Source organism: Pantoea sp. SGAir0175 (assembly GCF_043547855.1).
In genome coordinates this window covers 294,059-307,644 of the sequence record NZ_CP028082.1, presented here as the reverse complement: position 1 = coordinate 307,644, position 13,586 = coordinate 294,059, and the positions used below count along the sequence as shown (strand labels likewise).

General features: G+C 59.6%; 14 protein-coding genes. 7 read left to right on the top strand and 7 right to left on the bottom strand.

What is annotated here, in order from left to right:
• Nucleotides 1-83: 83 nt before the first annotated feature.
• From C1N56_RS20720 to C1N56_RS20695, 6 genes are all read right to left on the bottom strand, one after another.
• A complete protein-coding gene (locus C1N56_RS20720) occupies nt 84-1,199 on the bottom strand; it encodes a M20 family metallopeptidase (protein ID WP_215800971.1) in 1,116 nt (371 codons plus the stop codon).
• Nucleotides 1,199-1,954 carry a glutamine amidotransferase gene (locus tag C1N56_RS20715; RefSeq protein WP_058770142.1) on the bottom strand — a complete coding sequence of 252 codons (756 nt, stop codon included), beginning with the start codon at nt 1,952-1,954 and terminating at the stop codon, nt 1,199-1,201. The genes C1N56_RS20720 and C1N56_RS20715 overlap by 1 nt, the downstream gene beginning before the upstream one ends.
• Nucleotides 1,955-1,968: 14 nt before the next feature.
• Nucleotides 1,969-3,048, bottom strand: coding sequence for a phosphotriesterase family protein (locus C1N56_RS20710; protein WP_394517697.1), 1,080 nt, complete (start codon nt 3,046-3,048; stop codon nt 1,969-1,971).
• Between the two features lie 3 nt (nt 3,049-3,051).
• A complete protein-coding gene (locus tag C1N56_RS20705; RefSeq protein ID WP_164861075.1) occupies nt 3,052-4,053 on the bottom strand; it encodes an ABC transporter permease in 1,002 nt (333 codons plus the stop codon).
• Between the two features lie 18 nt (nt 4,054-4,071).
• Entirely contained in the window at nt 4,072-4,818 is a 747-nt protein-coding gene (locus C1N56_RS20700; protein ID WP_021509459.1) for an ATP-binding cassette domain-containing protein, read from the bottom strand.
• A 360-nt stretch (nt 4,819-5,178) separates the two neighbouring features.
• Nucleotides 5,179-6,216, bottom strand: coding sequence for a LacI family DNA-binding transcriptional regulator (locus C1N56_RS20695; RefSeq protein ID WP_031280100.1), 1,038 nt, complete (start codon nt 6,214-6,216; stop codon nt 5,179-5,181).
• Nucleotides 6,217-6,557: 341 nt separating this feature from the next.
• Here C1N56_RS20695 and C1N56_RS20690 point away from each other — a divergent pair, with 341 nt between their 5' ends.
• On the top strand, nt 6,558-7,508 hold the full coding sequence (locus C1N56_RS20690) for an ABC transporter substrate-binding protein (RefSeq protein WP_394517696.1): 951 nt from the start codon (nt 6,558-6,560) through the stop codon (nt 7,506-7,508).
• A 35-nt stretch (nt 7,509-7,543) separates the two neighbouring features.
• Here C1N56_RS20690 and C1N56_RS20685 read toward each other — a convergent pair whose 3' ends face one another.
• Complete coding sequence (locus C1N56_RS20685) at nt 7,544-8,407, bottom strand: PfkB family carbohydrate kinase (protein ID WP_394517695.1); 864 nt, start codon at nt 8,405-8,407, stop codon at nt 7,544-7,546.
• Between the two features lie 27 nt (nt 8,408-8,434).
• On the opposite strand from C1N56_RS20685, the gene C1N56_RS20680 reads away from it, so the two are divergent.
• From C1N56_RS20680 to C1N56_RS20655, 6 genes are read left to right on the top strand one after another with little or no spacing between them, the layout of a single operon-like run.
• The gene (locus C1N56_RS20680) at nt 8,435-9,280 is read left to right on the top strand and encodes a BtpA/SgcQ family protein (RefSeq protein ID WP_127834873.1); all 846 of its coding nucleotides are present in this window, start codon (nt 8,435-8,437) and stop codon (nt 9,278-9,280) included.
• On the top strand, nt 9,280-9,936 hold the full coding sequence (locus C1N56_RS20675; protein WP_394517694.1) for a TenA family protein: 657 nt from the start codon (nt 9,280-9,282) through the stop codon (nt 9,934-9,936). Before C1N56_RS20680 ends, C1N56_RS20675 begins: the two co-directional genes overlap by 1 nt.
• Nucleotides 9,929-10,696 (top strand): ATP-binding cassette domain-containing protein, encoded by a 768-nt coding sequence (locus C1N56_RS20670; RefSeq protein WP_058770147.1) that lies wholly within the window; start codon nt 9,929-9,931, stop codon nt 10,694-10,696. The genes C1N56_RS20675 and C1N56_RS20670 overlap by 8 nt, the downstream gene beginning before the upstream one ends.
• Nucleotides 10,697-10,720: 24 nt before the next feature.
• The gene (locus C1N56_RS20665) at nt 10,721-11,692 is read left to right on the top strand and encodes an autoinducer 2 ABC transporter substrate-binding protein (RefSeq protein WP_394517693.1); all 972 of its coding nucleotides are present in this window, start codon (nt 10,721-10,723) and stop codon (nt 11,690-11,692) included.
• Between the two features lie 11 nt (nt 11,693-11,703).
• Nucleotides 11,704-12,645, top strand: coding sequence for an ABC transporter permease (locus C1N56_RS20660; protein WP_394517692.1), 942 nt, complete (start codon nt 11,704-11,706; stop codon nt 12,643-12,645).
• Nucleotides 12,642-13,586 carry an ABC transporter permease gene (locus C1N56_RS20655; RefSeq protein WP_021509450.1) on the top strand — a complete coding sequence of 315 codons (945 nt, stop codon included), beginning with the start codon at nt 12,642-12,644 and terminating at the stop codon, nt 13,584-13,586. The genes C1N56_RS20660 and C1N56_RS20655 overlap by 4 nt, the downstream gene beginning before the upstream one ends.

The window sequence follows — 13,586 nt, the reverse complement described above, 5'->3', positions numbered from 1 at the left end:
TTATAGCCGACGAGTGTAACAGGCTGCTGCGCGTTTCCGGCGGCGCAGAGGGAAAAAATCCGTTTTTAGCGCATCAGCGGCACTTAGCGCATCCAGTCAGCGATGAGCTGCCCGTAAATCTGCTCTGCCTCGCTCAGACGGCTCACCAGACAGTATTCATCGGTCTGGTGCGCCTGCGTCGGCTCGCCGGGACCGAGAATAATGCAGGGCGGATCGCCGAGCGCCGGCAGCAGCAGCGAGGCATCGGTAAAATAGGGCACGATGCGCGCTTCCGCAGGTTGCTGCGTCACGGCTTCGCAGACACGGTACACCGACTGAATCCACTGGTGCCGCTCCGGGCTCAGCACCGCCGGCAGATCGACCAGCGTGCTGATGTGCACGCTGTCACCGAGAAAGGTCGCCAGCTGCTGACGAATCACCGCGTGTTGCAGATTGGGCGCGCTGCGAATATCCACATCAAACGCGGCACGGTCCGGCACCGAGTTAATGTTGAGGCCGCCCTCAATGCGACCGACATTCAGCGTCGGCTGTTTCATCAGCGGATGCGGCGCGCCCGGTGAAAAGTGACGAATTTTACCCAGCGCATCAGCCGCCAGGTAGATGGCGTTGATACCCAGCTCCGGCATGGCTCCGTGCGCCGTTTTGCCACGCGTTTCGCAGCGCAGCCACAGCGCGCCTTTGTGGCCGATCACCGGCTGGTTGGCGGTCGGCTCGCCCACGATCAGCGCGCCGACTTCAGGCAACTGCCCGGCCGCGATCAGCGCCTGCGCACCGTGGCAGCCGGTCTCTTCACCGCCGGTCAGCAGCAGTACCACGCCGCGCCCGGCGGCAATCGCCGCTTTGTGCTGCACGCAGGCCAGCACAAACGCCGCTACCGCCGCTTTCATATCGCTGGCGCCGCGCCCGTACAGCCGGTCGCCATCAATGTCGTGACCAAACGGATCAAACTGCCAAGGCTGATTACCCAGCGGCACGGTGTCCAGATGGCCGGTAAAGGCCAGCGGTTTGCCCGGCATCTGGCCCGGCAGGCGGGCGATCAGGTTGGCGCGCTGCTCGCCAAACGCCGTCAGTTCGACCACGAAGCCCTGCTCCTGTAGCCACGCGGCGAGGAATTGCACACAGGCCAGCTCATTGCCCGGTGGATTGATGGTGTCAAAGCTCAGCAGCTGCTGTGCCAGAGGCAGTGATCGCGCTGGCATCAGTCACGCTCCGTCAGCCAGTCGAGACAGTTAATCCACAGCTGGCGATAGCCCGGCCAGCGGCTGAACTCTTCCGGCAGCCAGTGGGCTGACATGTCACTGGTCCACACCAGCGAGCGGCCTTGCTGATATTCGCGCACCGCCAGCAGCGGATGGCCGGTGCCCGCCACGGTGGCCAGCAGCGTGCCTTCCGGCTGCATCTCTACTTCGTTGTAACCGAGCAGCCACGGCCAGTCGCCGGGAAGATCGGCAACTACTTTGTGTGACGTTGTCACCTCAGCGTAACTGCCTTCCGGCGTTTCGATGCGGTCATCCCAGGCCAGACAGCGCACCGGCAGCACTTTCTCCACCAGTGTATTGCGATAGCGTGCGCCACCGTTAATCCCCTGAAAACTGTAATAGCCGCCCACCATCATCAATGCGCCACCCGCGGCAACATAGTCGTGTATCAGCGCCAGGCGATTGGGCGTGCGCCGGCTTTTCAGCCAGGTGTCCGGATGCAGCAGCAGGGTATTGGCACCGATATCGGACAGAATAATCACGTCCCAGCGCTGCAAATCCTCCAGCGTCTGCGGAAAATCAGTGGCGGCGGCGTGAGCCGGCATATGCGTGACGGCATAGGTGCTATCCTGCAGCGCAGCGAGAAAATCCGCCGCACCGCTGTGCCAGGTGGCGGTAGCAAACTGATCAAAGCCTTTTACGTGCGTTGCGGTACTGGTCCAGGATTCACCGACCAGCAAGACGTTCTTTTGCATGCCAACTTCTCCGTTTATCCGCCAAACACCCGTTGCGGATTAGTGATCATCAGGGTTTCGAGTTGTTCGCCGCTGACGCCATGACGTTTCAGGCGCGGCACAAAATGTTTGAGGATGTAGCCATAGCCGTGACCGCCGTAACGCGTCAGCATGGTTTTCAGGAATACGTCCTGGGACAGCAAAATCTGCGGCAGATAACCGTCGTCGATCAGTGCGCAAATGGCGCGCGCGTTCTCCTCATCGGACGGTGACTGCGCCGATTCGTCGGCGTAGTAGTAGCTCATGCCGATCATGTCGTATTCGAGGAACACGCCGCGATCTGCCAGCTCGCGCTGGTAGGTTTTGTCGGCAAAGCTGGGGTTCATGTGACATAGCACGGTGTGGCGCAGATCGGCACCTTCCTGCGCCAGAATATCCAGCACCTTATGGCCGAGCCGCTCCCAGCCCGGCAGATGCACCTGAATCGGTACGCCGGTGGCCGCGCTGGCGCGCCCGGCGGCACGCAGCGATTTTTCTTCATCGGGCGTGAAGCGGCTGGATATGCCGATTTCACCGATCAGCCCGGCCAGCACCTCCGGCTTCTCCGGCAGTCCGCCGAGGTCGAAAATCAGCTTGTCGGTCAGCTGTTCCACGCTGATGGTTTTTACCCACTCGGGATGCGACGGCTCCAGATACAGACCGGTGCCCATCACAATATTCAGGCCGGTGAGACGGGCAATGCGCTGCAGCGCTTTACCATCGCGGCCGATGCCGATATTGGTCGGATCGATCACCGTTTCGCCGCCCAGCGCGCGGTATTTCATTAGCTCGTCAATTGCGGTGTCGACGTCAAACAGCTGGCAGTTGTCGCGACTCATCAGCGGGTTGAGCGACAGCTCGCCGAGGTTCTCGATGCGCACCGGCATTTCAGCAATGTGGCGGTCGCTACAGCAGCAGGGCGGCACCCATTTACCGGAGGCATCCAGTAAAATGTGCTCGTGCATCAGCGTGACGCCCATCTCCGCCACCGGCAGCGGACCGAGCACCGTCATCACCTGACCGCTGCTGACGCCGAGCGGCAACGGATCCGCATGGCGAAAAATTGATCCTTTCATGGGCTATCCTTTGGCGGGCGCGCGGCTCGGGTTGAGAATGCGGGTGTTGAGCCAGATGGCGAGCAGAATGATGGTGCCAGTGGCGATCTGGGTATAAAACGGTGAGATATGCGATAAAATCAGGCCGTTCTGGATAATGGCAATCGACAGCGCGCCGAGCAGCGTACCGATCACGGTTCCAAAGCCGCCAAACAGGCTGGTACTGCCCAGCACCACCGCCGCAATCACCTGCAGTTCAAAACCTTCGCCCTGGTTAGAGGAGCCGCTGCCGAGGCGCGCGGTGATGATCATGCCAGCCAGCGCCGCCGCCATGCCGCTGAGAATGTACACTTTCATGGTCACCGCTTTGGTATTGATACCGCTGCGCCGTGCGCCTTCCGCGTTGGCACCGATGGCGGTGACGTAGCGGCCAAAGCGCAGGTGATTAAGCACAATGTGACCGGCCAGCAGCACCACGATGCCGATCAGCGCCGGCATGGGAATCCCCAGCACCCAGGCGCGACCCATAAAGGTGAACAGGCTGTCAGCCGGCACCGGGATCGAATAGCCCTGCGTCACCAGCAGCGCAATGCCGCGCACCACCGCCAGCGTGGCCAGCGTGACGATAAATGCCGGTATCCCTTCCCAGGCGATAAAGAAGCCGTTGATGGCGCCCACCAGCGCACCGAGCAGCAGCCCGCCAATCAGCACCACCGGCCACGGCAAGCCCCAGTTATTGAGCGCAATGGCCGACAGCGCACCCACCAGCGCCAGCGTCGAGCCGACCGACAAATCGATGCCGCCGGTAGTAATCACCAGCGTCATCGCGGTGGCGACGATCAGCAGCGGCGCACTTTGCCGGATGATATTCAGCCAGTTGGTACTGGTAAGAAAGTTGCTGGTGATCAGCGAAAACACCACGCAGCAAAAGACAAAAAATAGCGCGATGCTCACCACACCCGAATGGTTATGCAACAAGCGGCGCGGCAGAGAGTGCTGGATCATGCGTGAACTGCCTAAATTCATGATGCTCATCCTGTTACCTCAGTGTGCTGCCGCGGACTGCGCGGTAAATTTCTCACCCACGATCAGGTTGACGATATCGCTCAGGCTGGTGTCCGCCACGCGGCGATCGGCCACGTTAGTGCCCTCGTACATCACCATGATGCGATCGCACACCAGGAACAGATCCTGCAGCCGATGGGTGATGAGGATCACGCTGACGCCGCGCGCCGACACGCGGCGAATCAGCTCCAGCACCGCCTCAACTTCCGCCACCGCCAGCGCGGCAGTGGGTTCATCCATAATCAGCACTTTGGGATCGAACGCGGCGGCACGGGCGATAGCAATGGCCTGACGCTGCCCGCCGGAGAGGTTACGCACCAGCAGACGGGTATCAGGAATTGAGATGCCCAGACCTTTCAGCATCTCACGCGCCTGCGCATGCATTGTGGCCTGATCGAGAAACGGCACGCCGAGGATGCGTCTGGTCGGTTCGCGTCCCATGAACAGGTTACCGGCCACGTCAACCGTATCGCACAGCGACAGATCCTGATACACCATTTCGATATGGCAACGGCGCGAATCCGCCGGATTGCTGAAGTGCTGCTGTTCGCCATCAATGCGGATCGCGCCGCTGGTGGGGATCACCGCGCCGGACAGCACTTTGGTCAGCGTCGATTTGCCGGCACCGTTATCGCCCACCAGACCGAGCACTTCACCGGGGGCCAGCTGCAGATTGACGCCGCGCAGAGAACGAATTGAGCCGTAGGTTTTGGTGATGTTAATCATCTCCACCCGGGCCGGAAGAGCTTGTAATTGCTGCATTGGATCACTCCCATCAACGCCTGTGGGAAATGTTTAGCCGGTCGCTAAAAAGAGGCTATCTGACACGATTTACAATCTAGTAAACCGGTTTACCTGTCAGATAAACCCTTAATTCACAGCAACAGGGTAAACGCTACAATGATATTTACTCGCCAGGTATGACATTGCAGCATCCATGCCAGCCTGAATAACAGGCACTGCACTCGCGGCTAACTTGTTGTAATACATCGTATGTTATGTAATCAGCAAGTAAACCGGTTTACTCACTATACCGCTAACGGGAAAAATCGCTCACTTTTTGCGCCATAATTGTGCAGTTTTGCCTCATTTTGGGACATCGCTAACAAATCCCACCGAATCGCGACCAATCCATTCCACCGGTAAACGTGTCTCCATCGGGATGCTGCTGTCGTTGTTGAGCAGGCGCAGCATAATGCTTACCGCCGTGTGGCCCAGCTGGCGCGCTGGCTGGCGGATGGTAGAGATACGCGGCTGCGTCAGATCGCTGTAGTTGGCGTCATCGAAGCCGACCAGCGAAAGCGCCGCCGGTGCCTGCAGGCCAATGGCGCGCAAACCGTCGAGCAGTCCCAGCACCAGATAGTCACTGGCGGCGAACACGGCGGTAGGGCGCGGCGTGCAGCGGAACAGGTGCTGCAACGCCTGCTGACCAAATTCGCGTTCGTAGTTGCCATACATCACCCATTGCGGCGGTACGGTTAAACCGGCCTGCTGCATCGCGGTGCAAAAGCCAAGATAGCGTTCGCGCACGCTCATCAGCTGCTCCGGGCCGCCGATAAACGCAATCTGCGTGTGCCCGGCGGCGATCAGCTGCTCGGTTGCCATGCGGCCACCCTGCACGTTATCTGCAAAGACCTTCGGCACGTTACTGCCGGGAATGTCTTCATCCAGCAGTACCACATGGCGCTGGCGCTGGATCTCGTCGCGCAGCAGGCCGTTGTCCGGCCGGTTGGTGGTGAACAGCAGGCCATCTACCTGGCGCGTATCCAGCCAGCGGATAAACTGCGCCTCTTTGTCCGGGTTGTTGCGCGTGATGCACAGCACCAGACTGTAACCGTGTGCCGACGCCGCTTCTTCGGCGGCATCCGCCAGTTCGGCAAAAAACGGGTTAGTGATATCCGGCAGCACCAGGCCCAGAGTTTCGCTGCCGCCTTTGCTTAAACGCCGCGCAAGAGAATTACCGCGATAGTCCAGCGTGCGGATCGCGCTTTCAATGCGGTCAACGGTGTCCTGCGGCAGCACAATACTGTGATTCAGATAGCGTGACACCGTGGCTTTTGACAGGCCAGCCAGCTTTGCCACGTCAGATAACAACACGCGTTTTGTACTCATCCATTTCGCCATGTTTGCCGGGGTGGCTTATCTGTAACACAGTTAAGCGCGACTAATACAGCGCTTTCCCGATTGCGTTGCTGGAGAAATAAACACTTGACAAAAAAATTCGTCGGGCGAATTGTATAAAGCGTTTACCGCAGTACCGGGATTAACTTCCCAACCCGACATTGTTTTTTTTCACCCCGCACTCCCAGTGGATGGGATGCCGAAAAAGACAACGCCGGCGGCATCAAAACACGGCATTATCGCCGTGCTCAGAATCATTGAACTGATATTTACCTGCCAAAAAAAACGCTCAGCGGTACGTCGCTGAGAAGCGCTGGTTATTATTATTCCCGACGAGGAACTCAATGATGTCATCTTTCAGCGGAAAACTGCGTTCACTGTTCATCGCGAGTGGTTTACTCGCCGCAGGTTCATTATGCGTTCAGGCTCACGCCGCACCCACTTATGCGTTAGTCCAGATTAATCAGCAGGCGCTGTTTTTTAACCTGATGAATCAGGGCGCGCAGGAAGCGGCCAAAGCCAGCGGTAAACAGCTGGTAATTTATAACGCCAACGATAATCCCGTGGCGCAAAACGATGCGATTGAAAACTATATTCAGCAGGGAGTGAAAGGCATTCTGGTGGATGCAATCGATGTCAACGGTATTATGCCAGCGATAAAAGAAGCCGCAGCGGCGAATATTCCGGTGATTGCGATTGATGCCGTATTGCCTGCCGGTCCGCAGGCAGCGCAGGTGGGCGTAGATAACCTCGAAGGTGGAAAAATCCTCGGTAAATACTTTGTCGATTATGTTGCGAAAGAGATGGGCGGCAAAGCGCGACTGGGAATTGTCGGCGCGCTCAATTCGGCCATCCAGAACCAGCGTCAGAAAGGTTTTGAAGAGACGATTAAAAGTAACAGCCAGATAACGGTCGCTGATGTGGTCGATGGCCAGAATATTCAGGACAACGCCATGACCGCTGCCGAAAACCTGATTACCGGCAACCCGGATCTCACCGCGATCTATGCCACCGGCGAGCCGGCGCTGCTGGGTGCCATTGCCGCAGTAGAAAACCAGGGGCGGCAGAAGGACATCAAGGTATTCGGCTGGGATCTGACGGAAAAAGCCATCAGCGGCATTGACGGTGGCTACGTTACCGCCGTGCTGCAGCAGGATCCGAAGAAAATGGGTGAAGAAGCGCTGAAAGCGCTGAATAGCCTGACGGCCGGTAAAACCGTGAGCAAAACCATTCTGGTTCCGGCCACGGTGGTGACCAAAGCCAACGTCGACAGCTACCGTTCGCTGTTTAAGTAACCGCCAGGCGCAGACGCGAACGTCTGCGCCCGGGCTTAGCGCTGCGCCAGAATACGCTGTAATTCATCAGCATCGGGAAACGCGTTCAGCGTGCCGGTGCGACTGACGGTGATCGCCGCCGCCGCGCTGGCATGTTGCAGCGCCAGCAGATCGGGCGCGACGCCGCGCAGCAGGGCAGACGCCAGCAGCACGGCGAGGAAGGTGTCACCGGCGCCGGTGGTATCGACGGTCGCGACGTTAATCGCCGGGCAGTACACGCGCTGATTGCCGCGCATCAGCAGCGCACCGGCAGCACCCTGGGTAATCACCAGTGTGTTAACGCCGGCGGGTTGCAGCAGATCGGCTTCCGGTTGATTGACCACCGCGATGTCAATCAGCGGCCAGAGATCGGCGAAGTCCGGATTGACCGGTGAAGGATTAAATACCGTGGTTAAGCCGTGCGCTTTTGCCCAGCTAAATAACCGGCGGGTTTTATCCGCAGAAAAATTGCCCTGCTGCAGCAGAATATCGCCGGCAGCGGCATCGGCTAAGTAAGCCAGGATAATATCCGCTGCCAGCGCATCGGCCGCGGCGGTGGTAGTAATAATGGCATTATCGCCATCGCTGCTATTAAAAATAATTGAGGTGTCACTGTGAGCAGACAAAAACTGAGGCGGCAGTAAGGTTAATTTCTCGTGCCGGATGCGTTCGCGGATCCACTGGCCGTTAATATCATCGCCGGTGGCGCTAATTAAGCGCGTATCGATGCCGCAACGCGAAAGTATGATTGCCTGATTGGCGCCTTTGCCACCGATATCCTGCGCAATTTTTTTGCCATGAATTGAGGCGCCTTTTTCAGGGAGTTGATCGATGGACCAGGTTTCATCCACCACAATATTGCCTGCAACATAGACACGCATAGTTTTCTCGTTAATAAGGTGAAAGAGATGGCTTCTATATCAGCAGAAAAAAGTAACGCGATACAAGATATTTTTTCACGCAGTAAAGCGGTGATTGGGGTTATTCACTGCGATGCTTTTCCCGGCTCGCCGAAATATCACGGAAAACCGGTGAGTGAAATTATCGATTGTGCCCTGCGTGATGCGGATAATTATCTGGCTGGCGGCGTGCACGGTTTAATTGTTGAGAATCATGGCGATATTCCCTTTGCCAAGCCCGACGATATTGGTCCGGAAACGGCGGCATTTATGGCGGTGATCACCGATAAAATTCGCGAGCGTTTTGCTGCACCGCTGGGAATTAACGTGCTGGCCAATGCGGCAATCCCGGCAATTGCCACGGCATTAGCCGGCGGAGCGGATTTTGTGCGTGTTAACCAGTGGGCCAATGCCTATATCGCCAATGAAGGTTTTATCGAAGGGGCAGCCGCTAAAGCGCTGCGCTATCGCAATCAGCTGCGGGCCGATCACATCCGCGTATTTGCCGATAGCCATGTTAAACACGGCAGCCACGCGATTGTCGCCGACCGCTCGATTCAGGAGCTGACGCGTGACGTCGACTTCTTCGAAGCCGATGCGGTGATCGCCACCGGCCAGCGCACCGGCGACAGCGCCACGCTGAGTGAAATCGACGAAATCCGCGCCGCAACTGCCTTGCCGCTGCTGGTGGGCTCAGGCGTGACGCCGGACAACGTCTGCCAGATCCTTGGCCGCACGCAGGGGGTGATTGTCGCCAGCACGCTGAAAGTCGATGGCGTGTGGTGGAACCCGGTGGAACTGGCGCGCGTGAAGCACTTCATGGCGGTGGCGCAGGCTGCGCTGGAGGAGGCGTGATGGAAAGCTTCAGCGATCGGCTGCTGACGCAGCATCAGGCGCTGTGGCAGGCGATGCAGCAGCACCGCTTTGTCGTCGACATTGAGCACGATCGGCTGCCGGCCAGCGTGTTTAATCGTTATCTGGTGTTTGAGGGTAACTTCGTCGCCACCGCCATCGCTATTTTTGCGCTGGCGGTGAGCAAGGCGCCCGGCATTCGTCAGCAGCGCTGGCTGATTGGCGTGCTCAATGCGCTGGTGGATACGCAAATCGCCTGGTTTGAGGCGGTGCTGGCGCGCCGCGGCATTCAGCCAGCGGATTATCCGGACGATCCGCCCGGTGTCAGCGCATTCCGTGATGGCATGCTGAAAGTCGCGCAGCAGGGCAGCTATGCGGAAATCATCACCCTGATGTTCGGTGCCGAGTGGATGTATTACCACTGGTGCCTGCGCGTCAGCGCGCAATCGCAGCAGGACGCTGACGTGCGCCGCTGGGTAGAGATGCATGCCGAAGACGAGTTCCATCAGCAGGCGCAGTGGCTGAAAACCGAGCTGGACCAGTGCGCACTGACGCTTAACACGGCGCAACAGGCGCAGCTATCGCAGCTTTACGCCCGCGTGCTGCAGTGGGAGATCGATTTCCACAGCGCGGCTTACCCGGAGAGCGCCCATGACTAGCTGTTTCATCGAAGCGCGCAACATCGGCAAACGCTTCGGCGCGTTAACGGCGCTTAGCCAGGTCAATCTGTCGATCCATCGCGGTGAAGTGCTGGCGCTGCTGGGTGACAACGGCGCGGGCAAATCGACCTTTACTAAAGTGTTATCCGGCGCGTACAGCGCCAGCGACGGCGAGCTGTGGGTGGACGGCAGGGCGGTGAAATTCACCTCGCCGCGCCAGGCCGCCGAGCACGGTATTGCCACCATCTATCAGGAGCTGGCGCTGGCAGAGAATCTGTCGATTGCCGAGAACGTGTTTCTTGGCCGCGAGCTGAAGCGCCGCGTGCTCGGCATTCCTTTTCTGCGCCGCCGCGCGATGCGCGAAACGGTGGATCGACTGCTGACCGAACTCGATGCGCACATTTCCGATGCCGAAGCGGCGGTCGGCAGTCTGTCCGGCGGCCAGCGCCAGGCGGTGGCGATCTGTCGTGCACTCAATCTCAACGCGCAGCTGGTGATCATGGATGAACCCACCGCCGCGCTGGCGGTCGCGGAGACACAGAAAGTCCTGCAGCTGACGCGCCGCCTGGCGGAACGCGGCTGCGCCGTGGTGCTGATCAGCCACAACATCAGCGATGTGTTTGCCGTGGCCGATCGCATGGTGGTGTTTCGTCGCGGCCGCAAAATCGCCGAGCGCCGTCACGCGGACACCACGCCAGACGAAATCGTTGCACTCATTACCGGTGCGCATCCTGATGCGCGCATTTTCGAAAACACCTAAGCACTCACACCAGGGGAAATCATCATGCATCGCATTGCTACTGCTGTTTGTTCGCTGTCGTTGCTGCTATCGGGTTACGCCTTCGCGGCACAAAAGGTGGCCTTCGTGCCGCAAATCATCGGTATTCCCTATTTTCAGGCGATGGAGGCGGGCGGCAAGCGCGCCGCGCACGATCTCGGCGTGGAGTTTGTCTATAGCGGTCCAGTAGATACCAATCCGATGGATCAGCTGCAGATCGTGCAGAACCTGATTGCGCAGAAGGTCAATGCGATTGGCATCAGCGTGCTGGATGCCTCCAGTATTGCGCCGGTGATGGCGCAGGCGCAGGCGAGTAATGTGCATCTGTTCACCAGCGACAGCGATGCGCCCGACAGCGGGCGGCCGGTCTATGTGGCGCAGGCCACCGATGAGGGCCTGGGCGATACGGTGATCGATGAGATGGTCAAACGCGTCGGCGAGCGCGGCAAAATTGGCATCGTCTCCGGCGAAGCCACCGCGTCCAACCTCAACAGCTGGATTGGCTTTATGCAGCAGCGGGTGAAAAGCAAATATCCGCACATTACGCTGCTCAAACCCCAGTACGCCGGCGGCTCCGCCAGCCGCGCGGCGCAAATCACCACCGATTTGATGTCCGCTAACCCCGATCTGAAAGGGGTGATTGCCATGGCCTCCACAACCTGTCCGGGCGTGGCGCAGGCCATCGAAACCGCCGGCAAAAACGGCAAGGTGATTGGCAGCGGTTTCTGCAGCCCGAACACCGCGCGCGCCTATCTGAAAAGCGGGGCGTTTGGCTACACCGTGCTGTGGGACCCGGAAAAGCTTGGCTATCTGACGGTGTGGGCGGGCAAACAGCTGATCGACGGGAAAGTGTTTGCCGCCGAAAATCACGTTCCCGGCTTTGCCCAACCGGTGACCTTTGACAGCAAAACCGGTGTGCTGCTGCTCGGCAAGCCGGCGGTGTTCACCAAAGATAACGTCGACCAGTTCAAATTCTGACGAGGCCTGTGATGCATATGACTTCGCGGGAAATCGTCCTGCTGGCGATCGCCGTGCTGGCTGGCACCTGCTTTACGTGGTTTTCGCCGTGGTTTGCCACCGCTGACAACCTGCTGACCATTCTGCGCAATAGCAGCGAACTGCTGCTGATTGCGCTAGGTATGACGCTGGTCATCGCCATGGGCGGCGTCGATGTGTCGGTGGGCGTGGTGATGGGCGTGGCCGCGTGGGGTGTCGGACAACTGCTGATGCTGCAATCCCCGCTGCTGGCGGCGCTGGCCGGACCGCTTATTGGCTTACTGGCAGGGCTGGTCACCGCGCTGGTGGTGGTGATTGGCCGCATTCCGGCGATTGTTGGCACGCTGGGGCTGTTCGGCGTCTGGCGCACGGCGCTGTTTGTGTTGCTGGGCGGGCAGTGGCTTTCCGGTCTGCCAGGCGATCTGACGCATGCGCTGATGCGGCCGCTGCTGGGGCTGCCGCTGATGGCCTGGCTGATTGTCGCGGCCTGGGCGCTGGTGTGGCTGGCGCTGCGCCATACGCCGTACGGGTTATGGCTGCTGGCCGCCGGCAACTCCGAAGAAAAAGCGCGGCTGGCGGGCATTCCGGTGACCCAGGTGCGTGTCGCGACCTTTGCCCTCAGCGGCGTGCTGTGCGGCCTGGCCGCCACCTGCTACATCGCCACCTATCGTAACGTGGAGATGACCGTCGGCGGCACGCTGGCACTGGAGGCGATTGCCGCGGTGGTGCTGGGCGGTACGCGCATTACCGGCGGCTCCTGCAGTCTGCTCGGCACGCTGCTCGGCGTACTGCTGTTGCGCATTCTGCAAAATGGCCTGCTGCTGATTGGCGTGCCCTCGCTGTGGCAAACCGTGGTCACCGGGGCGGTGCTGTTGCTGGTGCTGAGCAGTGAAGCAGCCAGTGGGCGGCTGTTATCGCTAAGGAGGCTGGCATGAAACTGTGGCGCAAAGCCCCCGATCTGACGCTGCTGCTGGCGCTGTGGCTGTTGCTGCTGGGCGCCATCGCGATTGTGCTGCCGCAGATGCTGGCGGCATGGTCGCTGACCTCCATCCTGCAGTTTGCCACGCTGCTGTCGCTGGTGGCGCTTGGGCAGTCGCTGGTGGTGATGACTGGCGGCGGCGGCATTGATTTGTCGGTTGGCGGTAACGTTTCGCTCTCGGCGGTCATTGGCATGCTGGCACTCGATCAGGGCATTGCGCCCGGCTGGCTGCCGCTGATTTGCCTGCTGAGCGGTAGCCTGGCCGGCGCGCTGAACGGCCTGCTGGTGGCGCGCTTACGCCTCTGGCCGCTGATCGTTACGCTGGGCAGTTTTTATCTGTTCTCCGGCCTGGCGCTGGCATTAACCGGTGGCGCGGCGCTGGCCGGCGTGCCGCCGCTGCTGACGCAGTGGGGCCGGGCGGCCATGCTGTCCGTTCCGTTGCCTTTCTTAACCTGTGTCATCCCGGCGTTTCTGCTGGCGTGGCTGATCCTCAGCAACAGCGCCTGGGGCAAATGGATCTACGCCTGCGGCTTCAACGAGCACGCCACGCGGCTGGTGGGTATTCCGGTCGATCGTCTGCGGCTGCTGGTTTACTGCCTGAGCGGCGCGCTGGCGGGCTGCGCCGGCTTTATTTCCCTGTGCTGGCTCGGCAGCGCCCGCCCGGAAATCGGCGTCAATCTTGAGCTGGAGTCGCTGACTGCCGCGCTGCTGGGTGGCGTGGCGATCTTTGGCGGGCGCGGCAGTGTCATCGGCGTTCTCGCCGCCGCGCTGATGCTGGTCACCCTCAAAACCTGCATGTTGCAGCTGGGGCTGAACAGCGTGTGGCAACTGGGCGTGGTGGGCATGCTGTTAATCATGGTGTTAATGGCACAACGACTTTTTATCTATCGGAGATAA